At 56.9% G+C, this 23,618-nt stretch carries 19 protein-coding genes; 11 read left to right on the forward strand and 8 right to left on the reverse strand.

Features of this window, described 5'->3' with window-relative positions:
- Positions 1-60: 60 nt before the first annotated feature.
- Both exuR and IBT54_RS16155 read right to left on the reverse strand, forming a co-directional pair.
- Complete coding sequence (gene exuR / locus IBT54_RS16150; RefSeq protein WP_013359130.1) at positions 61-837, reverse strand: transcriptional regulator ExuR; 777 nt, start codon at positions 835-837, stop codon at positions 61-63.
- An 86-nt stretch (positions 838-923) separates the two neighbouring features.
- A complete protein-coding gene (locus IBT54_RS16155) occupies positions 924-2,228 on the reverse strand; it encodes an MFS transporter (protein WP_095706629.1) in 1,305 nt (434 codons plus the stop codon).
- A 400-nt stretch (positions 2,229-2,628) separates the two neighbouring features.
- On the opposite strand from IBT54_RS16155, the gene uxaC reads away from it, so the two are divergent.
- The 5 genes from uxaC (at position 2,629) to IBT54_RS16180 (ending at position 7,816) form a co-directional block, all read left to right on the forward strand.
- A complete protein-coding gene (gene uxaC, locus IBT54_RS16160; RefSeq protein WP_201252461.1) occupies positions 2,629-4,044 on the forward strand; it encodes a glucuronate isomerase in 1,416 nt (471 codons plus the stop codon).
- A gap of 2 nt (positions 4,045-4,046) precedes the next feature.
- A complete protein-coding gene (locus IBT54_RS16165) occupies positions 4,047-5,495 on the forward strand; it encodes a tagaturonate reductase (RefSeq protein ID WP_195857655.1) in 1,449 nt (482 codons plus the stop codon).
- A gap of 4 nt (positions 5,496-5,499) precedes the next feature.
- Complete coding sequence (locus IBT54_RS16170; protein ID WP_095706632.1) at positions 5,500-6,990, forward strand: UxaA family hydrolase; 1,491 nt, start codon at positions 5,500-5,502, stop codon at positions 6,988-6,990.
- Between the two features lie 278 nt (positions 6,991-7,268).
- The gene (locus IBT54_RS16175) at positions 7,269-7,508 is read left to right on the forward strand and encodes a type II toxin-antitoxin system CcdA family antitoxin (RefSeq protein ID WP_013359125.1); all 240 of its coding nucleotides are present in this window, start codon (positions 7,269-7,271) and stop codon (positions 7,506-7,508) included.
- A complete protein-coding gene (locus IBT54_RS16180; protein WP_041457112.1) occupies positions 7,508-7,816 on the forward strand; it encodes a CcdB family protein in 309 nt (102 codons plus the stop codon). Before IBT54_RS16175 ends, IBT54_RS16180 begins: the two co-directional genes overlap by 1 nt.
- A 341-nt stretch (positions 7,817-8,157) precedes the next feature.
- Here IBT54_RS16180 and sstT read toward each other — a convergent pair whose 3' ends face one another.
- From sstT to IBT54_RS16195, 3 genes are all read right to left on the reverse strand, one after another.
- Positions 8,158-9,390 (reverse strand): serine/threonine transporter SstT, encoded by a 1,233-nt coding sequence (sstT, locus tag IBT54_RS16185; protein WP_033784084.1) that lies wholly within the window; start codon positions 9,388-9,390, stop codon positions 8,158-8,160.
- A 235-nt stretch (positions 9,391-9,625) separates the two neighbouring features.
- A complete protein-coding gene (locus IBT54_RS16190; protein WP_013359123.1) occupies positions 9,626-10,594 on the reverse strand; it encodes a TerC family protein in 969 nt (322 codons plus the stop codon).
- Positions 10,595-10,849: 255 nt separating this feature from the next.
- Positions 10,850-11,836: a Gfo/Idh/MocA family protein gene (locus IBT54_RS16195; RefSeq protein WP_201252462.1), complete on the reverse strand. Its 987-nt coding sequence runs from the start codon at positions 11,834-11,836 to the stop codon at positions 10,850-10,852.
- 146 nt (positions 11,837-11,982) lie between these two features.
- Between IBT54_RS16195 and IBT54_RS16200 the strand changes: the two genes are divergently transcribed.
- Positions 11,983-13,671: a chloride channel protein gene (locus IBT54_RS16200; RefSeq protein WP_201252463.1), complete on the forward strand. Its 1,689-nt coding sequence runs from the start codon at positions 11,983-11,985 to the stop codon at positions 13,669-13,671.
- On the opposite strand, the gene IBT54_RS16205 is transcribed toward IBT54_RS16200, so the two are convergent.
- Positions 13,668-14,171 carry a M48 family metallopeptidase gene (locus IBT54_RS16205; protein WP_201252464.1) on the reverse strand — a complete coding sequence of 168 codons (504 nt, stop codon included), beginning with the start codon at positions 14,169-14,171 and terminating at the stop codon, positions 13,668-13,670. The genes IBT54_RS16200 and IBT54_RS16205 overlap by 4 nt on opposite strands.
- An 83-nt stretch (positions 14,172-14,254) precedes the next feature.
- On the opposite strand from IBT54_RS16205, the gene rlmG reads away from it, so the two are divergent.
- Positions 14,255-15,373 (forward strand): 23S rRNA (guanine(1835)-N(2))-methyltransferase RlmG, encoded by a 1,119-nt coding sequence (gene rlmG, locus IBT54_RS16210; protein WP_013359119.1) that lies wholly within the window; start codon positions 14,255-14,257, stop codon positions 15,371-15,373.
- Here the strand turns inward: rlmG and IBT54_RS16215 are convergent, their stop codons facing one another.
- Together IBT54_RS16215 and IBT54_RS16220 are read right to left on the reverse strand one after the other, a co-directional pair.
- Entirely contained in the window at positions 15,374-17,392 is a 2,019-nt protein-coding gene (locus IBT54_RS16215; RefSeq protein WP_201252465.1) for an NADPH-dependent 2,4-dienoyl-CoA reductase, read from the reverse strand.
- Between the two features lie 209 nt (positions 17,393-17,601).
- Positions 17,602-18,309: a polyphenol oxidase family protein gene (locus tag IBT54_RS16220; RefSeq protein ID WP_201252466.1), complete on the reverse strand. Its 708-nt coding sequence runs from the start codon at positions 18,307-18,309 to the stop codon at positions 17,602-17,604.
- Positions 18,310-18,415: 106 nt separating this feature from the next.
- On the opposite strand from IBT54_RS16220, the gene IBT54_RS16225 reads away from it, so the two are divergent.
- From IBT54_RS16225 to IBT54_RS16240, 4 genes are all read left to right on the forward strand, one after another.
- Positions 18,416-19,225: a 5'-nucleotidase, lipoprotein e(P4) family gene (locus tag IBT54_RS16225; RefSeq protein ID WP_195858143.1), complete on the forward strand. Its 810-nt coding sequence runs from the start codon at positions 18,416-18,418 to the stop codon at positions 19,223-19,225.
- Positions 19,226-19,804: 579 nt separating this feature from the next.
- The gene (locus tag IBT54_RS16230; RefSeq protein WP_095706637.1) at positions 19,805-20,440 is read left to right on the forward strand and encodes a carbonic anhydrase; all 636 of its coding nucleotides are present in this window, start codon (positions 19,805-19,807) and stop codon (positions 20,438-20,440) included.
- Complete coding sequence (locus tag IBT54_RS16235; RefSeq protein ID WP_201252467.1) at positions 20,437-21,912, forward strand: SulP family inorganic anion transporter; 1,476 nt, start codon at positions 20,437-20,439, stop codon at positions 21,910-21,912. The genes IBT54_RS16230 and IBT54_RS16235 overlap by 4 nt, the downstream gene beginning before the upstream one ends.
- A 269-nt stretch (positions 21,913-22,181) precedes the next feature.
- Positions 22,182-23,603, forward strand: a complete 1,422-nt coding sequence (locus tag IBT54_RS16240) for a GGDEF domain-containing protein (RefSeq protein ID WP_013359113.1) — start codon at positions 22,182-22,184, stop codon at positions 23,601-23,603.
- Positions 23,604-23,618 lie beyond the last annotated feature (15 nt).

Consider the following 23,618-nt stretch of genomic DNA (forward strand, 5'->3'; position numbering starts at 1 on the left):
TTTACATGACCTGACATTATTGCAGATTAACTGACCATCTCAGGGTGTTTTCAGGCACGTTTAGCGGGCGTTATTGGACCCATCAGGCAGGATGACCGGATTTTCACCAAACATGTAACGATCCACGTTAAATTCAAAATCATCCGCCGTCGCGTTAAACAGCATCTGTTTAGTATTTTCCAGATGTTGCCACATCGCCAGTTTGCTGGCGGCGGGATCTTTACGCATCAGCGCTTTAAGAATCTGATCGTGGTCGTCGCACCAGCTGAGAATGCTGCGCTGGTCGATATGTTCGTGAAGTTTAAGCCAGTAGGGATTGTGCAGACGATGCAGCCACATTTTTTCAACGATGGCGGCTAAGGCACTGTTCTGGGTGGATTGCGCAATACGCACATGAAACTGCATGTCCCACTCGGAGTCGCGGAAGTGATCCTCCTGGCGGGCTTTTTCCTGTATCGCCATCAGATCGATAATGTCCTGACGCGTTACCTGGGTGGCAGCGAATTCCGCCACGTTACTCTCAATCAGCTGGCGCGCCTGAAGTAATTCAAACGGACCAAAGGTGGCAAACTCGAGCTGGCTGCTGGTGGCGGCGATACGATTCTGCTGCTGGCTGGCAATGACGTGAATGCCTGAACCTTTACGGACCTCAACATAGCCTTCCACTTCCAGCATGATGATCGCTTCGCGGACGACGGTACGGCTCACTTCCATCTCTTCGGCAATCAGGCGCTCAGCAGGCAGTTTGTCACCCACCGGATAGATTCCGGTTTCAATGCGGCTTTTCAGCTCGCTGGCCAGCTGTTGATAGAGTCGACGGGATTCAGTGATGTCCATAGCACAATCCTGGTAGCAGACAGATAAGTTGTTATACCACTTCAGGGCGTGCGAGGAAATGGGCTGGCGCAAGCCAGCCCGGCAGATTAACTGCGAACAATGCTAGCCTGTGGAATAACCGCTTCAGTATTCAGCTCTGAAATCGGTTTATTTTTCAGGACCGTCCAGATAACAACGGCACCCAGCAGATCAAACACCGCCAGTGCGGCAAACAGCGGGCTGAAGCCCAGCGTATCGGCCAGGGCGCCGACAACCAGCGCAAATAGGGTGCTGGCGGTCCAGGCGGCCATGCCGGTTAAGCCGTTAGCTGTCGCAACTTCGTTGCGGCCAAAAACGTCTGACGACAGGGTGATCAGCGCGCCAGAGAGGGCCTGATGCGCAAACCCGCCGACGCACAGCAGACCAATGGCGACGTAAGGACTGGTGAACAGCCCGATGGTGCCCGGCGCTATCATTAACACTGCACCCATTGTCACCACCAGCTTACGGGAGACGATCAGGTTAACGCCGAACCAGCGCTGAAACAGCGGCGGCAGATAGCCACCCAGAATGCAGCCGAAATCCGCAAACAGCATCGGCATCCAGGCGAACATCGCAATCTCTTTCAGGTTGAAGCCGTACACCTTGAACATGAACAGCGGAATCCAGGCGTTGAACGTACCCCATGCCGGTTCTGCCAGAAAACGCGGCAGGGCAATGCCCCAGAACTGGCGGTTACGGATAATCTGCAGGGCCGACATTTTGCGGGTGTTGCCGGTCTGATGCTGCGCTTCCTGACCGGAGAGAATATAGTCGCGCTCTTCATCGCTCAGCTTCTTCTGCTGTTTCGGGTGCTTGTAAAACACCAGCCAGCAGAGCGCCCAGGCCATGCTCAGTACGCCGGTCATGATAAAGGCCATCTGCCAGCTGTGCGCCACGATCGCCCAGACCACCAGCGGCGGAGCCAGCATCGCCCCGATAGACGAACCGACATTAAAATAACCCACTGCGACGGAACGCTCTTTGGCCGGGAACCACTCACTGCTTGCCTTCAGTCCAGCCGGAATCATCGCTGCTTCAGCTGCACCGACGGCGCCACGTGCCAGAGCCAGGCCGCCCCAGCTGCCTGCCATCGCGGTTGCGGCACAGAATATTGCCCACAACACGGCAAACATGGCATAGCCGACTTTGGTGCCGAGAAGATCCAGCACATAACCTGCCACCGGTTGCATCAGCGTGTAGCAGGCTGAATAGGCCGCAATGATGTAGGAGTACTGCTGCGTGGTGATATGCAGCTCTGACATTAATGTCGGAGCCGCCACGGCAATGGTGTTACGGGTCAGATACCCCAACACTGTGCCGATCGTCACCAGTCCAATCATGTACCAGCGTAACCCTTTGATCTTACGCATCCTCTACCTCTTCCAGTTCTGTATGCGGTCTTGCCGCTGTTGTTATCTGGAGCGGGACAGCACGTGATGCAGCTCTGCTCACGCCCGCAGGTTCTGTGTGAGCAACCCTGTTATGACCTTGCCGTTATCTGAGTCTCTAACGACCTCATGATGGAGCGAGAGCCTAACTTGTTATACAACTTTAAAAGTTGAGAGCCATCACAAAAACCCTTTCTGCACTGTGGGATACTGGAAACCTGCGTAATGACAGCCATTTAGCGCGCTGCGGGCGACAGAAACGTCCATAGCGGCAGTCAGGGACCGCCGTTTATGTGAGCAGGATCGCAAATAAATCCGTAACGGACTAAAATTGGTATGATAACTTTGGGCCATCAGTGGTTCAGTCGATGAGGAAGCTTGTATGTCACGTTTCATGACCGAGGATTTTTTACTGGATAGCGAATTCGCCCGTCGTCTCTATCACGACTACGCGAAGGATCAGCCGATTTTCGACTATCACTGCCACTTACCGCCGCAGCAGATTGCCGAAAACTATCGTTTTGCTAACCTTTATGACATCTGGCTGAAGGGCGATCACTACAAATGGCGGGCAATGCGCGCCAACGGTGTGGCTGAAGCGTTCTGTACCGGTAACGCCAGCGATCGTGAAAAATTTGATGCCTGGGCACGCACCGTGCCGCACACCATCGGCAACCCGCTTTATCACTGGACCCACCTGGAATTGCGCCGGCCTTTCGGCATTACCGATACGCTGCTTTCTGAGAAAACCGCCGACAGCATCTGGCATCGCTGCAATGAACTGCTGGCGCAGGATAGCTTTACCACGCGCGGCATCATGCAGCAGATGAAGGTGAAGATGGTCGGCACCACCGACGATCCACTGGATGACCTGCGCCATCACCGCGCACTGGCAGACGATGCCAGCTTCAGCGTCAAGGTGCTGCCGAGCTGGCGTCCGGACAAAGCCTTTAATATCGAAGCCGACACCTTCCTGCCGTGGATCGCGATGCTGGAGCAGCTGACCGACATCAGCATGCAGCGTTTTGACGATCTGCGCCGCGCACTATATCAGCGGCTGGATCACTTTGCGGCTCACGGCTGTAAAGTTTCCGATCACGCGCTGGATGTGGTCTGTTATGCCGAGGCGGATGACGCCACGCTGGATGCAATCCTGGCGCGTCGTCGTAGCGGTGCCGCGCCGAACCCGCAGGAAACGGCCCAGTTTAAAACGGCGGTACTGGTCTGGCTGGGCAGCGAATATGCCCGCCGTGGCTGGGTACAGCAGTACCACATTGGCGCACTGCGCAATAACAACCCGCGCCAGTATCAGCTGCTGGGGCCGGATGTGGGCTTTGACTCCATCAACGACCAGCCGCTGGCGGAACCGCTGGCACGCCTGCTGGGCGCGCAGAATCTCAACAATGCACTGCCGAAAACTATCCTCTATTGCCTGAATCCGCGCGACAACGAAGTGCTGGCCACCATGGCGGGCAATTTCCAGGGAGAAGGTCAGGCGGGTAAAATGCAGTTCGGTTCAGCCTGGTGGTTCAACGATCAGCTGGACGGTATGCAGCGTCAGATGACGCAGCTGGCGCAGATTGGCCTGCTGAGCCGCTTCGTCGGGATGCTGACCGACAGCCGCAGCTTCCTCTCCTACACCCGCCACGAATATTTCCGCCGGTTGCTGTGCCAGATGATTGGCCGCTGGGTAGAGCAGGGTGAAGCCCCCGCCGATGAAGCGCTGTTAGGTCAGATGGTACAGAACATCTGCTTTAACAACGCCCGCGATTACTTCGGTATCGAGCTGGGAGCCTGATAATGAAAAGGCTAAACCGCCACGACTTTCCCGGTGCAGTCTATCGCGACCGGGTGATCCAGTTTGGCGAAGGCAATTTCCTGCGCGCCTTTATCGACTGGCAGATTGACTGGCTGAATGAACATCAGGGCACCGATGCCGGGATCGTGGTGGTGCGGCCACGCAACCGTGAAGTCAGCGACAGCCTGAACCAGCAGGATGGCCTCTACACCACGCTGATCCGCGGACTGAACGATCAGGGCGAGCAGGTCAGCGAAACCCGGCTGATCCGCAGCCTCAACCGTGAAATCCAGCCCTGGCAGCAGTTCGGCGAATTTATGGCGCTGGCCCGGAATCCTGACCTGCGTATGGTCTTTTCCAACACCACTGAGGCGGGCATCACTTTTGTCGGCACGGACCAGCTCACCGATCAGCCTGCCAGTAGCTTCCCGGGCAAACTGACGCAACTGCTGTGGGCGCGCTATTCACACTTCAATGGGGCCAGCGATCGGGGCTGGCTGGTGGTGCCGTGCGAGCTGATTGACCATAACGGCGACGCGTTGCGCGATCTGGTTCTGCGCTACGCCGATCACTGGCATCTTCCATCCGAATTTAAAACCTGGATTCATCAGCACTGTGCTTTCTACAACACCCTGGTTGACCGCATCGTTACCGGCTTCCCGGCGGAAAGCGAGCAGCTGCAACGTGAGCTGGGTTATGAAGATCGCTATCTGGTGGCGGGTGAAGTCTACTATCAGTTTGTTATTCAGGGGCCGTCGGCGCTGTTCAGTGAGCTGAAGCTGGCGGCGCTGTCGCCGCAGGTCCGGCATGTGGATGACATTGCGCCCTATAAAGCGCAGAAAGTGGCCATCCTTAATGGCGCGCATACCGCGATGGTGCCGGTGGCGTTTCTGGCCGGGATTGAGAGCGTGGGTGAGGCGATGGCCGATCCGGCCATTGCCGGATTTGTGGACAACCTGCTGCGTTACGAAGTGATCCCGACGCTGGATCTGCCGACAAACGAACTGCACGCCTTTGCCGATGCGGTTCAGCGGCGCTTCCGCAATCCGTTCATTCGTCACGCGCTGCTGTCGATTGCCCTCAACGGCATGACCAAATTCCGCACCCGTCTCCTGACGCCACTGCTTGCCGCACATCAGCAAACCGGTGAATGGCCGACACACATCACGTTTGCGCTGGCGGCGCTGATTGCTTTCTACCGCGGTGAGTCAGCCGGAAAAAGCTGGCCGTTACAGGATGAGCCGCAGTGGCTACAGCGCTACGCCGACGGCTGGAAAGCGGTTGATGCGGACCAGATGTCGCCGCAACAGCTGGTGCACGCTGTGCTCAGCGACGCGCAACACTGGGGCGAAGATTTAACCCGTCAGCCCGGACTGGCTGCGGTTGTTACCCGACACCTGCAAAATATCATCGCTCACGGAATGCGTGAGGCGCTGAGCCAACTGAGATAACGCTATGCAAGATGCAATCAAAATTGATCCCCGCGACAACGTCGCCGTGGCGTTACGTGACCTGGATGCGGGCGCCACGATAGCGCTGCCGCCACTGAGCGTGGCGCTGCAACAGGCCGTGGGACGCGGGCATAAATTTGCCCTGAAGCCTATCGCGCAGGATGAGCTGGTAATCAAATATGGGCTGCCAATTGCCCATGCCACACAACCTGTGGCCGCCGGTGAGGTCATCCATTCGCAGAACGCCCGCACTAATCTCAGCGATCTGGATCATTATGCGTATCAGCCCGATTTTGTGACGCTGCCACCGCAGCCGGGTGACCGTGAGGTGCAGATCTACCGTCGCGCTAACGGCGAAGTCGGCATCCGCAATGAGCTGTGGATCCTGCCGACCGTTGGCTGCGTCAACGGGATTGCACGTCAGATCCTGCAGCGTTTCCTGAAAGAGACCCAGGAGGCAGAAGGCATTGACGGTGCATTCCTGTTCAGCCACACCTTCGGCTGCTCGCAGCTGGGGCAGGACCACGAAAACACCCGCACCATGCTGCAGAATATGGTGCGCCATCCCAACGCGGGCGCGGTGCTGGTGATTGGTCTGGGTTGTGAGAACAATCAGGTCGATGCCTTCCGCGATACGCTTGGCGCGTTCGAAAGTGACCGGGTCGAATTTATGGTCTGCCAGCAGCACGATGACGAGGTGGAAGCCGGGCTGGAGCGTCTGCATGCGTTGTATGAAAAAATGCGCCACGACCGGCGCGAGCCAGGCAAGCTCAGCGAGCTGAAGTTTGGTCTGGAGTGCGGCGGCTCAGACGGTTTTTCAGGTATCACTGCCAACCCGCTGCTGGGGCGTTTCTCAGATCAGATGATCGCTAATGGCGGCACGACCGTGCTGACCGAAGTGCCGGAGATGTTTGGCGCAGAGCGGATTCTGATGAGCCGCTGCCGCGACGAAGAGACCTTCGGCAAAACGGTGGCGATGATCAACGACTTTAAACAGTACTTTATCGATCACCAGCAGCCGATCTACGAGAACCCGTCACCGGGTAACAAAGCGGGCGGCATCACCACGCTGGAAGAGAAGTCGCTGGGCTGTACCCAGAAAGCAGGGCAGAGCCAGGTGGTCGATGTGCTGAAGTATGGCGAGCGGTTAAAAACGCCGGGGCTGAATCTGTTGAGCGCACCGGGTAATGATGCAGTTGCCACCAGTGCGCTGGCCGGAGCCGGTTGCCACATGGTGCTGTTCAGTACCGGACGCGGCACACCGTATGGGGGTTTTGTGCCGACGGTGAAGCTGGCGACCAACACGCCGCTGGCGGAGAAAAAACCGCACTGGATCGACTTTAATGCCGGACGGTTGATCGAGGGGATGAGCATGGATGCGATGCTGGAAGATTTTGTCGACAGCATTGTGGCAATTGCCAGCGGTCAGCAGACCAACAATGAGAAAAACGATTTCCGCGAGCTGGCGATTTTCAAAAGCGGTGTGACGCTCTAAACAAAAACGACCCGCCAGAGTGCGGGTCGTTTCAAATCGTTGATAAAATCTGGCCGGTTGCAGGACCTACGTTTTGCGTTGTTCAAAAAATGCTCATGGCGTTTTTATCCGGGGGGCGGACCGCTTATCCTGCTCTGCCCGTATTCCCTGCGCTTTAAGGCGAAGAGAATGTCAGACACAAAGAAACATCTTTTCGATCGCCTGGACTTAATTTTCCTTGTTTGCGAGCTATTGATGTGTGTAGTCTACCCACATCAATACGCACGCTGGAGGTTTATATGGGTGAAGTAGCCACAAAACCAACGAAAAACATCAACGTCACTATCGACACGAAACTGGCCCTGGAAGCGCGTGAAGCAGGGATTAACTTCTCTCAGACACTTGCTAAAGCGGTGCGCGCAGAGCTGAAATCTCTCGCAGCAGAACGCTGGAAACATGAAAACGCGGACGCTATCGACTATCTGAACCAGCTCAGTGACGAGCATGGCCTTTTCTCTGACGAACACAGGACGTTCTGATGCAGTTTGACGTTTACAGGAACACCGGGAAGGCGGAGATATACCCATTAGTTTTGGACGTTCAGAGCGATATCATTGGCCGGCGGAAAACCCGGATGGCTATTCCTCTGTTCCCGCATGAGAACTACAAAGGGCCACGTGCTGAACGGCTAACGCCAATTCTGGTCATAGAGGGGCAAAAATACGTGATGATGACCCACGAAATGGCGAGTGTACCGGAAAAGGCGCTACGCGAAGACGTGGAGAACATCAGCGGTCAGGCGGTGGTGATAAAATCTGCCCTCGATTTTCTGTTTGATGGTATCTGAAACCTTACTGAAAGGGCTGGTTTTAAGACACACGTTAAACCATATCGTGTTTATCACACCCTAACGTGTCCGCCATTTGAAATCCTGCCCGCTTTAAAGGACAGGCAGTATGCCAAAAACGTCAGGTCGCGCCCGGCTACCCATTGCCTGGTGATTCAGGCATTGAAGCGACCTTCTTGTTATCGGCTTATCAGGGTGAAACAGGCGTAAGACCCAAATCTGAATTCAAAAATGTAATCAGTTAACGAATTCAGTCGGTACTTGGTTCAGGCAAGGCGCAAAGGCTTACTGTGAGCCGTCCAGGGCCATATACCGACTAATCGTCTTTTTGTCTTCCAGAATCAGGCCCGGCTGGTTTCGCGCTCCGCTTCTGCCTGACAGACCGCGGCGGTAAACAGAATATCCGTTGAGGAGTTCAGCGCGGTTTCCGCTGAATCCTGCAGGACGCCGATAATAAAGCCCACGGCCACCACCTGCATCGCCAGATCATTCGGAATGCCGAACATATTGCAGGCCACCGGGATCAGCAGCAGCGAACCGCCCGCCACGCCCGATGCACCACAGGCACAGAGTGACGCCACCAGACTCAGCAGAATCGCCGTCGGCACATCAATGCTGATCCCCAGCGTATGCACCGCCGCTAGCGTCAGCACGGTAATGGTGATCGATGCACCCGCCATACTGATGGTCGCGCCCAGCGGAATCGACACCGAATAGGTATCCTCATCCAGATCCAGACGTTTCGCCAGCGCCATATTCACCGGAATGTTGGCGGCAGAACTGCGGGTAAAGAAGGCGGTCACGCCGCTTTCACGCAGGCAGGTGAAGACCAGCGGATAGGGGTTACGACGGATTTTCCAGAACACCAGCAGCGGGTTTACCACCAGCGCCATCAACACCATGCAGCCCAGCAGCAGCGCCAGCAGATGGGCATATTGCCACAGCGCGCCAAAGCCGGTTGAGGCCAGAATCGACGCCACCAGACCGAAAATACCAACCGGGGCGCAGCGGATGACGCAGCGCACCAGCCAGGTCACCGCCTCAGAGGCATCGTTGAGAAAGGCACGGGTGCTGTCACTGCTGTGACGGAACGCCAGCCCCAGGCCAATCGCCCATACCAGAATGCCGATGTAGTTCGCCTGCATCAGAGCCGTGATCGGATTCGACACCATGCTCATCAACAGTCCACGCAACACTTCGGTAATGCCGGAAGGGGGAACGATTTCCGTGCTGCCCACCGCCAGCGTCAGCGTTTGCGGGATCAGATGGCTGAAGACCACCGCGACGACCGCCGCGAAAAAGGTGCTCAGCAGATAGAGCATGATGATTGGCCGGATATTGGTTTTCTGGCCCTGCTGGTGGTTGGCAATCGAAGCGATTACCAGTACCAGAACCAGCAATGGCGCGACCGCTTTCAGCGCACTGACAAACAGTTCACCCAGCAGACCGACCGCCAGCGCGGCATCGTGTGAAATCCAGGCGAGCGCCACACCGGCGATCAGCCCAATCATGATTTGCTTCACCAGGCTTCCGGCGAGCAGTGTGCCCAGACGTGCGGAGAGAGTTTTCTGCATAATATTTTCTATATTTTGTCGCGGATGTAGTTTCAGACGCGATGTTTTACATCGGCTAAAACGGTTTGCCCGGCGGAGTATAAGGAAATGACAGGCTGAGAAAAGAGAAAGTTCTGTCGCTGTGGCACAGGTCAGGTTTTTATTATGCTGGATAGTGGAAGTGTGACAGAGAGATGAAATGGCGTGACAGGCTGCCACAAAATAAAACAGGGGCATCCGCTGCCCCCGCAGGTAATTATGGTGCGAGCTTTTTCTGGTCTCTTTTGCGGTTAACCCAGGCGTTGATCAGCAGGGTAGACGCCAGAATGGCACCGACTACACCCAGTGAGATCCCGACCGGGATATGGTAGAGGTCGACAATCAGCATCTTGAAGCCGATGAACACCAGCACAATCGCCAGGCCATACTTCAGCATCGAGAAACGTTCCGCCACGTTCGCCAGCAGGAAGTACATGGCACGCAGGCCCAGGATAGCGAACAGGTTTGAGGTCAGCACGATGAACGGGTCGGTGGTCACGGCGAAGATCGCCGGGATACTGTCGACGGCAAAGATCACGTCGCTGAGTTCCACCATAATCAGCACCAGCAGCAGTGGGGTCGCAAACAGCACGCCGTTTTTGCGGGTGAAGAACTTCTCGCCGTCGAGATCGTCGGTCATGCGTAAATGCTTACGCAGCCAGCGCACCACAGGCTTGTCGCCGACCGCACCGTCATCCTCTTTCGCCAGCGCCATTTTCACGCCGGTAAACAGCAGGAAGGCACCGAAGACATAGAGGATCCAGCTGAACTGCGTGACCAGCCAGCTACCCGCGAAGATCATGATGGTACGCAGTACGATAGCGCCCAATACGCCGTAGATCAGCACGCGGCGCTGCAGATTAGCCGGAATAGAGAAGTAGCTGAACAGCATCAGCCAGACGAAGACATTATCGACCGCCAGCGCTTTTTCCAGCACGTAACCGGTCAGAAAGGCGAGCGTCTGCGTATTAGCCACTTCACGTCCTGCGCTACCCTCCAGATACCACCAGAAGGCGGCGCTGAACAGCAGTGAGACAGAAACCCAGATCAGCGACCAGACAGCCGCCTGTTTGAAAGACATGGTCTGCGCGCCGCGGCGTCCCTGCAACAGCAGGTCGATAGCCAGCATGATCAGCACCACAACCGCAAAGCTGCCCCACAGTAGAGGCGTACCCACAGTTTGCATATTCGTATCCTGTCTTAAAAATAAAAAAACGGCTGAAGTCAGAAGACGTCAGCCGCTTATTTTTGTGTAAGCAAACCTCGCCTTCCGGCAAGGTCTCACTTACAACACAGAAATGGATTCCGGGTTGCCTGATGACCGGATGCTTGCGCAACGTAATGACGATCAATCAGCTTACAAGTTACTCCCCTTTGCAGGAGGGTAAGTTACGGTCTCGCCGCACAGGAAGCAACACCTCGCAGACATATTTAGAAATATTTACACAGCCGCCCGATCGGCCGGGAAGATCACGCCGGTCTGACGGCGGATTTCAGTCAGCAGTGCGGCGGTAATGCGCGAAACCTCAAGTCCCGGATGGTCCACCTGGCGCTGCTCAACCAGCCGGGCAAATGCGGCCGCTTCATACAGCATGGTATTGATATGCTGCGGCTGGCTCAGCGCCTGCTTTTCCGCACCGCGAGGGATAAAGGTCAGCTGCTGGCACTCCGATAGCTTTTCAATGACCAGCGCGCCCGCCTCCCCCTGAATCTCGCTGGGCAGGCTGGAATCGCTCACCTTTGAATGCAGGATCGTCACGTCGAAGTCGCCGTAGCTCAGCACGACGACGCCATGCGCATCCACGCCGCTCGCCAGCAAGGTCGCGGTGGCCTGCACACGATCCGGCTCGCCCCACAGCGCCACCGCCGAGGCCAGGCAGTAATACCCGATATCCATCACCGAGCCATTTGACCAGCGCGGATCAAAGGTATTGGGGTTCTCGCCGTTAAGATAGCGCGGATAACGTGAGGAGTACTGACAGTAATTCAGCAGCGCTTTTCGCAGTTTGCCCACGTCAGGCAGCGCCTGCTGCAGCCGCAGGAAATTCGGCAGGCTGGCGGTTTTAAACGCCTCAAATAGCACCACCTGATGCTCACGGGCGCAGGCGATCATCTTCTCTGCTTCCGCCAGATTCGAGGCCAGCGGTTTTTCGCAAATGACATGCTTGCCGTGCGACATAAACAACAGCGCCTGCTCGCAGTGCAGGGCATTGGGACTGGCAAGATAGACCGCATCAATCTCCGGGCTGGCGGCCAGGGCGTCCAGTGAAGTGAAGGTCTGTTTGCAGGGATAATCGGCAATAAAGCCGTCAGCCTGTTGCTGACTGCGTGAATAGACCGCGCAGAGCTTCATCGCTCCGGTTTCATGAGCGGCATCAATAAACTGGCGTGTAATCCAGTTTGTTCCCACAATGGCAAAACGAATCACGTCATCTCTCCGGCAGCGGTAAAGCGGCAGAGTAACATCTCACCGACGCGGTGCAAGCGCGCCGGGCAGGCAGGGATTGATCCTGCGATCCGCATTCCAATACTATGCGGAAGCGATAATAAACAGGCATCAACCAGGGAGCACAGGTGAAAGCAAGTAAGCACGCATTAAACTGGACCACATTGCTGATTGCCATTCCGGTCGGGTGTGCGGCGTCGCTGGTGACGCTGGCTTTTCGCGGCGTCATTGAGCTGATCAACCATCTGCTGTTTGCCCGCAGCGGCGACATTACCGAATCACTGCATCTCTGGCCGTGGATCTTCTGGCCGCTGCTGGTGGGCGCAGGCGGGGTGCTGGCGGGCTATTTCCTGCGTTATGCGGTAGCCATCGAGCAGCAGCAGACGGTGAAAACGGATTACCTTGAAGTGATCAACGCCCGGCTCGACGCGGTGCCGACCAAAACCTCGCTGTTCCGCGCCTTGTCGTCGATTGCCAGTATCGGCAGCGGTGCGTCGATCGGTAAAGAGGGGCCGATGGTGCAGCTCTCGGCACTGTGCGGCAGCGCGATTGGCCGCCTGTTACCGTCCTCGCTTAACCTGAAAAACAGTGACGTGGTGGCGATGGCGGCCGCGGCAGGCCTCGCGTCGGTCTACCATGCGCCGCTGGCCTCCGCGATTTTCGTCGCGGAGATCGCCTTCGGCATTTCCGCGTTGCAGCGGCTGATCCCCCTGATCATCGCCTCGGCAACGGCGGTGATGACCATGTGGACGCTGGGCTTTCGCAGCGCGCTCTATCCGCTGGCGGAGGCGAGCTTCGCCATGGATCTCAGCAGCCTGCTGATGACGGTAGTGATTGGTCTGAGCGCCGGACTGGCGGGCTGGATGCTGATTAAGTGCATCGCCCGTAGCAAAATGATGTTCAGCCAGGTTGCCTCGCTGCCCGTGCGTCTGGGCGTGGGCGGCTTTGCGGTAGGCTTACTGGCGCTGATCTCCACCGATATCCTCGGCAACGGCTATGAAGTCATCGTCAAAGTGATGGCGGGCAACTATCTGCTGCCGGGGCTGCTGCTGTTGCTGTTGCTGAAAACCCTCGCCACCAGCCTGTCGGTGGGATCGAACGCGGTCGGCGGACTCTTCACACCTTCGCTGCTGATTGGCGCACTGCTTGGCGTCATCATTGCCACGGTGGGGGCAGCGCTGCATCTGCCGCTGGGTAATGTGCTGCTTTATGCCGCGATTGGCATGGCGGCGGTGCTGGCGGCAGTCAGTCAGGCGCCGTTGATGGCGATGCTGATGGTGCTGGAGATGACGCTTAACAGCAGCCTGCTGTTCCCGCTGATGATCGCCACCGTGCTGGCTTCAATGGTGGTCTATCGCCTGCAATCGGCCAGTACCTATCCAGTAGTGAGTCATCATTTCAGCCGTTCAGAGGCGAAATATGATTTCGATAACATGCGCATTGCCGAGTTAATCATTCCCGGTGCGGCGCTGCAGCCGGAAGAGTCAGTGGGGCAGGCGCTGGCGGTCAGCTCGCTGAAGCGTGAACGCTACGTCTATGTCATTAATGCCGCCGGCGCTTTCCTCGGCGTGGTGTCGATTCATGAGATTTCGCGCCGGGTGCTGGCGCAGGAGATCACCCTCGATTCACCGGTGCAGTGCGTGATGGATCAGGATTTCCCGGTGGTGTTTGAGAATCAGAGTATGCGCGAGGGCTGGGAGGCGTTTGCGGCGGTCACGCTGGAGCGACTGCCGGTGCTGAACAATCCCCGGGAGCGACGCTTTCTGGGGGCGCTGACCAAAACCAGCCTGATTCAGAAAGCGCAGGAGTTTCTTTAAGCTGCGTTGCCGCGCATCGCCTGGTCAGTCATCCAGAGTCGCGCATCAAATTCGAGCTGGTGGTAATCCGGCTCCATATGGCAGCAGAGCTGATAGAACGCCTTATCGTGATCTTTCTCTTTCAGGTGCGCCAGCTCATGCACCACGATCATCCGCAGAAACGGCTCTGGCGCGAGGCGGAAAAAGGTCGAGATGCGGATCTCCGCTTTCGCCTTGAGTTTACCGCCCTGAATCCGTGAGATGGCCGTGTGCAGGCCAAGTGCGTGTTTCATCACCTTAATCTTGTTATCCCACATCACTTTGCTGATCGGTGGTGCGTTGCGCATATAGCGGCTTTTCAGCGCCTGGGTGTAGTCATACAGCGCTTTATCACTCATCACGTCGTGGGTGTCGGGATAACGTTCCTGCAGAAACGCACCTAAGCGCTGATGGGTAATCAGCGTCTGAACCTGCTCAAGCAGAGGGGCAGGATAGCCCTGAAGGTAGATCAGTGAGGACATTAGGGATTCCAGGCGAAAGACAGTATACTGCGCCCCCGTTTTTGGGGCGAAAATCAACCAAAGTGTACCACGCCGGAGAATTCATGAGCCAACTTGAACTGAACGATCGCACACTGATCCTGCATCGCTTCCCGCAGATGCGTGACGAAAGTCCATTACAAGCCTGGGATGCGGCTGATGAATATCTGTTACAGCAGGCGCTGCCGGGAGGACCGGTGCTGGTCTTCAACGACAGTTTCGGGGCATTAACCTGCGCCCTGAGTCCACGCACCGTCTGGCACGTCAGCGACTCCTGGCTCAGCCAGCAGGCCGCCCGTCAGAACCTTTCCTTTAATGGGCTGGATGACAGCGACGTACATTTTGTTGATAGCCTGGCTGAACTGCCGGCGGCTCCGGCGGCGGTGCTGATTAAGATACCGAAAACGCTGGCGCTGCTTGAGCATCAGCTGCGTGCCATTCGCGAAGTCGTCACACCTGATACGGTGATTCTGGCGGCGGCGCGCGCCAAAGAGATCCATAACTCGACTCTGCAGCTGTTCGAACAGATCATCGGTGAAACTAAAACCTCACTGGCGTGGAAAAAAGCGCGTCTGATTTTCAGCCAGTTCAGCAAGCCTGCACTGCGTGAGGCGACGCCGACGCTGGTCTGGCCGCTGGATGGCACCCCTTACCAGATTCACAACTACGCCAACGTCTTCTCACGTTCGTCGCTGGATATCGGCGCACGGCTGTTTGTGCAGCATCTGCCGGAAAACATTGAGGGTGAGATTGTCGATCTGGGCTGTGGCAACGGCGTGGTAGGGCTGGTGGCGCTGGAGCAGAATCCGCAGGCCGAAGTGCATTTCCTTGATGAGTCTTATATGGCGGTCGCCTCCAGCAAGCTTAACGTGGAAGTAAACCGCCCTGACGATCTGTCGCGCTGCCAGTTCCTGGTGAACAACGTGCTGAGCGGCTATCCGTCAGATCGGCTGCATGCGGTGCTGTGCAACCCGCCGTTCCATCAACAGCACGCCGTCACCGATCATCTGGCATGGCAGATGTTCCGCGATGCGAAACGCTGCCTTCAGTATGGCGGCGAGTTGCGCATTGTCGGCAACCGCCACCTCGATTATCACCACAAGCTGAAGAAGCTGTTCGGCAACTGCACGCTGATCGCCTCTAACCAGAAGTTTGTGGTGCTGCGCGCGGTGAAAATGCGCTAGTCAGACCGTTAACGCCAGCTGCGTCGCCTGCGCAATCGCGCGGCGCGCATCCAGCTCCTGCGCTACGTCTGCCCCACCTATAACCGTCACCACCTGTCCCTGTGCACGCAGCGCGGCTTCCAGTTCGCGCTGCGGCTCCTGTCCGGCACAGATAATGACGTTATCCACCGCCAGCAGCAGCGTTTCGCCGTTGCGCCGCAGATGCAGGCCGCTGTCATCAATCGCCAGATACTCCACGCCGCCCCACATCTCCACGCCGCGCGCCTGCAGACTGGCGCGATGGATCCAGCCGGTGGTTTTTGCCAGGCCGGCACCGGGTTTCCCCGTCCTGCGCTGCAGCAGCCAGATTTGCCGTAACGCGGCAGGCGGCTCAGGTTTCACGATGCCACCGCGCTGCGTCAGGCTGTGGTCGATGCCCCATTCGGCGTAAAATGCCGCCCGATCCTCGTCATGGGAAGGCTGTGACAGATACTCCGCCACATCAAAGCCAATCCCGCCCGCGCCGATAATCGCTACCCGTTTACCCACCGGGCGCTTATCGCGCAGCACCTCAAGATAGCTGAGCACGCTGGGATGATCGATGCCCGGAATATCGGGCGTGCGCGGCTGGATGCCGGTTGCCAGCACCACTTCATCGGCGTCACACAGCTGATCCGCCGTGACCCGACAGCCGGTTTTAACCGTCACGCCCGCTGCCGCCAGCTGATTGCGGAAATAGCGCAGGGTTTCGCTGAACTCAGATTTGCCGGGAATCTGCCGGGCAATATTGAACTGGCCGCCAATGTCGGGCGCGGCTTCATAGAGCGTCACCTGATGACCGCGCTGCGCTGCCTGCAACGCAAACGCCATTCCGGCGGGACCGGCACCTACCACCGCCAGCCTGCGCGGTGCGATGGTGGCAATGACCGGCATCAGCGACTCATGACAGGCGCGCGGATTGACCAGACAGGAGGTGATCTTCCCGGCAAACACCTGGTCGAGGCAGGCCTGGTTACAGGCAATGCAGGTGTTAATGCTGTCGGGTTCACCGCGCTGCGCTTTGCTGACAAAAGCAGGATCGGCGAGGAAAGGGCGCGCCATCGAGACCATATCGGTGCAGCCCGACTGCAACAGCTCTTCGGCAACGGCGGGGTGGTTAATGCGGTTGGTGGCGATCACCGGCACAGACACGTGGGCTCGCAGGCGCTGCGTTACCCAGGCAAAGGCTGCGCGCGGCACGCAGGTAGCGATGGTCGGGATGCGCGCCTCGTGCCAGCCAATGCCGGTATTGAACAGCGTGACGCCACACTGCTCCAGCTCGCCCGCCAGCAGCAGCGTCTCCTCCAGCGTGCTGCCCTCTTCGATCAGGTCGAGCATCGACAGCCGGAAGATGATGATAAAGGCGTCGCCGGTTGCGGCACGCACCGCGCGGGTAATTGCCAGCGCGAACTGCATCCGCTGGCGGAAGTCGCCGCCCCAGCGATCGGTGCGCTGATTGGTGTGCTTCACCAGAAACTGATTAATCAGGTAGCCTTCGGAACCCATAATCTCCACGCCATCGTAGCCCGCCTGCTGCGCCAGACGGGCACAGCGGGCAAAGTCCTCAATGGTCTGTTCAATCGCCGCCTCACTCATCGCCTGTGGCGTGAACGGGTTAATCGGGGCCTGACGTGCCGAAGGCGCAACCAGATCGGGCTGATAGCTGTAACGGCCGGTATGCAGGATCTGCAGGGCGATTTTGCCCTGATGCTGATGCACCGCCGCCGTGATCTGACGATGCCAGCTGCACTGCGCCTCATCGGTAAGCATCGCGCCATGCGCGGTGGTGACACCCTGCGCATTGGGCGCAATGCCGCCGGTGACGATCAGCGCGACGCCTTCACGCGCCCGCTCGCCATAGAACGCCGCCAGCCGGGCTGCGCCATCCGGATGCTCTTCCAGACCGGTGTGCATCGATCCCATCAGAAAGCGGTTTTTCAGTTGAGTAAAGCCAAGATCCAGCGGCGTAAACAGCGCAGGATAATCAGGATTGACGGACATGATAGTCACTCACAGTTAAGTGGTCGGATGAGTTTACTCTAGCCACTTCTGCGTTAAAAAAAAGTGAAAGAATGTCAGGGTGTGAGTGAAATCATAAACATCGGTGGGGAAAGGCGAATGAGTGGGAGCAGGGAGGTTGTGCGTTACGCAGCACCGCCATCTCCTGCATCGCTTTTGATGTTCAGACCGATTAACCGGCTCTGAAACCGCTAACGCCGCCGGATCCACGAATAGCGTGAGCGATAGCCGCTGCCATGGTGAGTATTAAAGCGGTAGCTTGATCCGCTCTCAGCCATGCAGTAGGTGCAGACATTCACGTTATCAATCTGCGCGGCCGGGACGCCCGCGTTCACCAGCAACTGCGTCGCCAGCGCAGGCAGATCGAACCAGACGCCCTGCTGGTGAGCAGAGGCCTGAGTACGCTGCGCCAGCGGGTTGACCGGCTGCTTCTGGTGCCAGCGCAGCCCGAGGGCAAACGCCGGGTTCTGCGCTATCGCCGCCAGTTGCGGTTCGGCCAGTTCATAGCAGCAGGGGCCCATCGCCGGGCCGATGGCCACCACCAGATCCTGCGGCTCACAGCCCTGCTCGCCCAGTTTTTCCACGGCGCGGGTCAGCACGCCCGCCAGCGTGCCCTTAAGTCCGGCATGCACCGCCGCCACGATTCGCTTATTGCGATCGGCGAACAGCACCGGCAGGCAGTCAGCGGTATAAACCGCCACCGGGCGCGTCCCGCTGCCGATTACACCATCTGACTCGCAGCTTTTCGGCGGGATGTTCTCAATGTCGGTGACCACGGTCGCGCTGTGGCGCTGATGGCCCCAGGCGGCATCGGCGGGAGGCGGCTCACCGGCGGGCTGAAACGCATAATCGAGCCACTCCAGCGAATCGAGCAATGGCGAGCGCGGGATCACGGCCATAAGAATCTCCTGTTATAACAGCGTGCGTTGGGCTGCCCACAGCTTACGTTAACTGCTACATTTTTGAAGCTTCTCCTCAGACCTTTATCACCTTAAGGATGAAATGATGAAAACCTCCGCAAAACTCGCTGCATCCGGACTGGTCGCATTGCTGCTGACCGGTTGCGCCTCGTCGTCACATCAGACCGCACAACAGCAGCTCGGCCAGCAATCGGTGCTGGCGCTGAACTGGTTCCAGCAGTCTGGTGAATATCAGGCGCTGACCTGGCAGGCGTTTAACACCGCGCGCATGGCGTTTGATCAGGCACCGTCGCTGACCGGCAAACCCAAAGCGGTGATTGTCGATCTGGATGAAACCATGCTGGATAACAGCGCCTACAGTGCATGGCAGGCGAAGAACGGCCAGCCGTTCAGCAGCAAAACCTGGTCAGCCTGGACGCAGGCGCGTCAGGCGAAAGCAGTGCCGGGTGCAGTAGAGTTCGCACGTCATGTGACAGAGAATGGCGGTACGCTGTTCTATGTGTCGAACCGCGATCAGAAAGATTACGCCGCCACGGTCGCCAATATGCAGCAGCTCGGCTTCCCGAACGTCAGCGATAAAACGGTACGTCTGAATACCGACAGCTCCAACAAGCAGGCGCGTTTCGATGCTATCAAAAACGCGGGCTACAACGTGGTGCTCTATGTCGGCGACAACCTCAACGATTTCGGTGGCTCGACCTGGCATAAGGGTAATCAGACGCGTCGCGATTTTGTGAATCTTAACCACCAGCAGTTTGGTACGCAGTTCATCGTGCTGCCGAATCCGCTCTACGGCGACTGGGAGAGTGGAATGGCGGAAAACTACAATAAACTGACACCCGAACAGCAACTGTCGGTGCGGGAATCACGGCTGCAGAGCTGGAACGGTAAATAATTCGTCAAGAAAAAGAGCCTGCCCGTTCAGGCTCTGTTCAGAAATGGCCCTGATTTACTTACTGCCGTCACTATTCTGCTGCAAATCAAATTAATCATCTCTTGCTTCATTCTTCTCTTATTACAGGCATATTTAACTGGCTGTCAGTAATTAAGCTGGTGGATTGTGCTAATGGTTAATCTTTTAATTAAGAGTATTCCTGGTAAAAAGCACGCCGGTTGGTATGGCAGTGAATATCCCCTTATTTAATGTTTGTATTTATTTGTCAGCGGCAACCTTAGTTTATTTTTACTTCTTTTTTAGCTAATTGATTTTAATGAATTAATAAGGCGATTGGTTTATCAGTCCTCATTTCTGCTGCTGAATTAAATTTACTTAATCCTGACCTTTACTGACCGTTGACTGACAAAAAACGCGTTGTTAAATCACTGTGAAATATTGCGCGTGCATTGAAATTGGTTAGCGTCTATAACCTTTTTCTGTGACTCAGTTCTTATTAACCTGGCGGCTCACGCTTTATTTGTGAGCCGATACACTTTGTGGTTAGCCAGGATGCGACATCCCGGTAGTAGAGAGAAGATGATTGTGACGACACTTAAACCCTTATTAGCGAAAAATCGCAGTTGGGCATTACAGCGCCGCCAGCGTAATCCGGATTATTTTAATAAATTCCTTCATCAGCAAAAGCCGCACTCACTCTGGATTGGCTGTTCTGACAGTCGCGTTCCGGCAGAAGTCTTAACCGGCTCCCATCCTGGCGAACTCTTTGTGCATCGCAATATCGCCAACATGGTGATCGAGGACGATGACAATTTACTGAGCGTGCTGCAATACGCACTCTTCTTTCTCGGCGTTAAACGCATTGTATTAAGCGGTCACTATGGCTGCGGCGGTGTAGAAGCCGCACAAAATCTGCCGGGCAGCGTACTGGACGGGCAGGAGAGCGCACTGGCGAGACGCATCCAGACCCTGCGTGATGATATTCAGCATGGCCTGGCAGAAATGCCTTCCTCAGACGCACCGCCGGGTGAACAGCTCGATCGGCTGGTTGAGGCCAATGTTAAGGCGCAATTCGCCAGACTGGTGAAATCTGAACCGGTCAGGCAAATCTGGCAATCGGGCCAGGAACTGGAGGTGTTTGGTTGTGTTTACGACCTGCGCTCCGGTCATCTCAAAGAGCTGATTCATCAATCTGCAGAGGAGCCTTCATTATGAACCTCGATACCCTGCGTCGCGATATTCCTGCGGGTCTGGTGGTTTTCCTGGTCGCCTTACCGCTCTGCCTTGGCATCGCACAGGCCAGCGGATTACCCCCGTTTGCCGGGCTGCTGACTGGTGTGATTGGTGGTCTGGTGGTGACGTCGCTGAGCCCATCCCGGTTTGCCGTCAGTGGCCCGGCGGCGGGTCTGGTCACCATCGTCGTCGCCTCAATGGCCTCACTGGGCAGTTTCTCCGCCTTTCTCACTGCGCTGATTATTGCCGGGGCACTGCAATGCGTGTTTGGTCTGCTGCGCGCCGGGCGGTTTATTTCGCTGGTGCCAGGTAGCGTCATCAAAGGGATGCTGGCGGCGATTGGCCTGCTGCTGATTATGCAGCAGATCCCGGTAGCGCTGGGTGCCGCTGGTGATGCAGAACTGGTGTCACTGGTGACCGGCCAGATGACTTTCTCGCTGCCCGCAATCGTGGTAGCGGGTGTCGGTCTGGCCATTTTGTGTCTCTGGACGACCGCGCCGGTGAAACGGATCAAAGCGCTCGCCTGGATCCCCGGCCCGCTGATTGCGGTGCTGATCGGTTGCCTGGCTACCGTGGTGGGAGGACGACTTTTTCCTGAGATGACCCAGGGGCTGGTGCGCATCTCTTTACCCGCTTTTGACAGCGTCTCTGCGCTGGTGGCTGAACTGGAAACGCCCGACTGGATGGCCTGGCAGAATCCGCAGGTCTGGGTGGTTGCGGTGACGCTGGCACTGGTCGCCAGTCTGGAGACCCTGCTGAGTCAGGAGGCGCTGAAAAAATTGCGTCCTCAGACACCCGCGCCATCGCCCAACAAAGAGATGTTCGCGCAGGGTATCGGTAATCTGGCGGCCGGTTTTCTTGGGACGATGCCGATAACGGCAGTGATTGTGCGCAGCTCAGTCAACGTCAGTGCGGGCGCGCAGACGAAGCTCTCGATCTTCATTCACGGCGTGCTGCTGCTGATTTGCGGCATGTGGTTCAGTGAGATGCTGAATGCCATTCCGCTGGCCAGCCTGGCTGCCGTGCTGCTCTATACCGGTTATAAACTGGCGACACCCAAACTGTTTGTTGAGCAGTTCCGGATGGGGGCACAGCAGTACGTGCCGTTTCTGGCCACCATCGTCGGCATTATCACGCTGGGTATGCTGGTCGGTATCGGCATCGGCATCGCCACGCAAATCCTCTACAGCATCTATAAGAGCCATCGTAACGCGCTGCAGCTTACCCGCTATGACGACCACTACGTGCTGCGTTTCCAGCAGAACCTGACCTTTATGCACAATCCAAAGCTGCAGGGATTGCTGGATGAGATCCCGGAGAACAGCGTCGTCATTGTTGATAACGACAATGCGGAGTATATCGATCCGGACGTTAAAGCGGTGCTGAAAGATTTTGGTGATAACGCCGACAAACGTGGCATCCGCCTGAGTCAGTGGCCGGTCGCGGTAAAATAGCGCTTAGCGCAACGGTAAAGTCGTTTAAAAGGCAAAAATCGGATATCTCGGATATCCGATTTTTTTATTTGCGAGGCATAATAAGTTCCTAATTTCTGCTGTCATCTGATGGGTTTAACCTCTGCAGGATAACTTTCCTGAATCAGCCCGTGAAATGAGGCTTTATCGCCGGATGACATTGAGGGTATTCAGGATTTAATCATTCTGATACCACGCGCCTGTTCAGGCTGGCGTGGACAGCCAGCCTCTCTGCGACAAGGTCCGGATGTATGCGCATACAGCTGTTTGAAGAGCACAACGCTAAGAAGAACGCATTTTTGCTGTTTTTGATCACGCTGCTGTTTTGCTTTATCGGCGGACACCTGCGTTTCCCCCAGGAGCTGTCTCTGTTCTGGCCGGTCAACGCGATCGTCACTGGCGTTATCGTCCGTAATCCTTTTCTGCATCAGACCCGCTCTTATTTGGCCATTTTTGCCGCGATGGTGTTTAACGACACCGTATTTTCTGGCTGGGCGCTCTCTGCATTTACCCTCAACCTGGCGAATCTTCTGTTTGTGCTGGTGGCTGCCACGCTGCTGGTAAAGCATCTTCAGCACGACTCCGGCAGCGAGCGTATTACCAGTGTGCTGCGTATTTTTCCGGCCTGTCTGCTGGCCGCGCTGGCCTGTGCCAGCTGGGGAGCACTGGCACAGCAGGCTGATTTTAATGCCGGACTGGCGGTGGCATGGGGTGACTGGTTCAGCGAGCAGTTCTCAACCGGGCTGATGCTGCTGCCCTTTTTGCTGACGCGCGACTGGTCGTCGCTGTCGCCCCGCCAGTTTCTGCAAATCCGCAAGCTGGCACCGGTCATCGCTGTGATGGTTTCGCTGATGATCGGCGCGATGATGGGCGGCGCGGGCAGTTTGACGCTGCCGGTTCCGGCGCTGGTCTGGTGCGCCATTGTGTTGCCGATGCCGCTGACCAGCCTGGTGATCCTGCTGACCGGCATTACCGAAATCATTCTGGTCTCTCATGGTGTGATGAACATTCAGGGCGACGATAATCTGTTGCCGATTAGCCATCTGACCTCTGCGCGGCTGGGCGTGGCAACCATCGCGATCAGTCCGCTGATCGTGGCCGCAAGCATGGATGCAATCCGCCAGCTTAATCAGCGTCTGGCGCTGCGCGCGAATTACGATTTCCTGACCCGCCTGCTGTCACGTTCCGGTTTATATGAAAGCCTGCGTGCGGAGCCGATTTTCCCGGATCGGAGAGTGGGCGTGATCCTGCTGGATGTCGATTACTTCAAAGCTATCAATGACAATTTTGGTCACGATGCAGGTGACAGCGTGCTGGAAGAGATCGCCCGCCGGATGCAGCGGGTAGTGGGTAAAGCGGGGCGTATCTGTCGCTTTGGCGGAGAGGAATTTGTGGTGGTGCTGTTCGACCAGAACGCGGAAAAGCTCTATTTTCTGGCGGAGGCAATCCGGCAGAAGATGGCGAAAGAGAAGTTCTGGCTGCAGGGCAGCACGGCCACGGTGACCGTCAGCCTGGGGCTGGCCCATGGCAGTGCCGATGAGGCGACGGAGTGGCATCGCGTGATCAACCGGCTGATCTCCGCGGCGGATAAAAATCTCTATCTGTCGAAGCGCAATGGCCGTAATCAGACTTCGCCGGTTAACTACCGCGCCATTACCAGCGACGTGGCATAGCGCCACGTCGCCGGG

The sequence above is a fragment of the Pantoea sp. S62 genome, from assembly GCF_016658625.1.
In the GTDB taxonomy this organism is placed as follows: domain Bacteria; phylum Pseudomonadota; class Gammaproteobacteria; order Enterobacterales; family Enterobacteriaceae; genus Pantoea; species Pantoea vagans.

What these genes read in the sequence shown, in the direction of transcription:
- exuR (WP_013359130.1), bottom strand. Translation starts at nt 837, where the DNA reads ATGGACATCACTGAATCCCGTCGACTCTATCAACAGCTGGCCAGCGAG.
- IBT54_RS16155 (WP_095706629.1), bottom strand. Translation starts at nt 2,228, where the DNA reads ATGCGTAAGATCAAAGGGTTACGCTGGTACATGATTGGACTGGTGACG.
- uxaC (WP_201252461.1), top strand. Translation starts at nt 2,629, where the DNA reads ATGTCACGTTTCATGACCGAGGATTTTTTACTGGATAGCGAATTCGCC.
- IBT54_RS16165 (WP_195857655.1), top strand. Translation starts at nt 4,047, where the DNA reads ATGAAAAGGCTAAACCGCCACGACTTTCCCGGTGCAGTCTATCGCGAC.
- IBT54_RS16170 (WP_095706632.1), top strand. Translation starts at nt 5,500, where the DNA reads ATGCAAGATGCAATCAAAATTGATCCCCGCGACAACGTCGCCGTGGCG.
- IBT54_RS16175 (WP_013359125.1), top strand. Translation starts at nt 7,269, where the DNA reads ATGGGTGAAGTAGCCACAAAACCAACGAAAAACATCAACGTCACTATC.
- IBT54_RS16180 (WP_041457112.1), top strand. Translation starts at nt 7,508, where the DNA reads ATGCAGTTTGACGTTTACAGGAACACCGGGAAGGCGGAGATATACCCA.
- sstT (WP_033784084.1), bottom strand. Translation starts at nt 9,390, where the DNA reads ATGCAGAAAACTCTCTCCGCACGTCTGGGCACACTGCTCGCCGGAAGC.
- IBT54_RS16190 (WP_013359123.1), bottom strand. Translation starts at nt 10,594, where the DNA reads ATGCAAACTGTGGGTACGCCTCTACTGTGGGGCAGCTTTGCGGTTGTG.
- IBT54_RS16205 (WP_201252464.1), bottom strand. Translation starts at nt 14,171, where the DNA reads ATGTCCTCACTGATCTACCTTCAGGGCTATCCTGCCCCTCTGCTTGAG.
- rlmG (WP_013359119.1), top strand. Translation starts at nt 14,255, where the DNA reads ATGAGCCAACTTGAACTGAACGATCGCACACTGATCCTGCATCGCTTC.
- IBT54_RS16215 (WP_201252465.1), bottom strand. Translation starts at nt 17,392, where the DNA reads ATGTCCGTCAATCCTGATTATCCTGCGCTGTTTACGCCGCTGGATCTT.
- IBT54_RS16220 (WP_201252466.1), bottom strand. Translation starts at nt 18,309, where the DNA reads ATGGCCGTGATCCCGCGCTCGCCATTGCTCGATTCGCTGGAGTGGCTC.
- IBT54_RS16225 (WP_195858143.1), top strand. Translation starts at nt 18,416, where the DNA reads ATGAAAACCTCCGCAAAACTCGCTGCATCCGGACTGGTCGCATTGCTG.
- IBT54_RS16230 (WP_095706637.1), top strand. Translation starts at nt 19,805, where the DNA reads ATGATTGTGACGACACTTAAACCCTTATTAGCGAAAAATCGCAGTTGG.
- IBT54_RS16235 (WP_201252467.1), top strand. Translation starts at nt 20,437, where the DNA reads ATGAACCTCGATACCCTGCGTCGCGATATTCCTGCGGGTCTGGTGGTT.
- IBT54_RS16240 (WP_013359113.1), top strand. Translation starts at nt 22,182, where the DNA reads ATGCGCATACAGCTGTTTGAAGAGCACAACGCTAAGAAGAACGCATTT.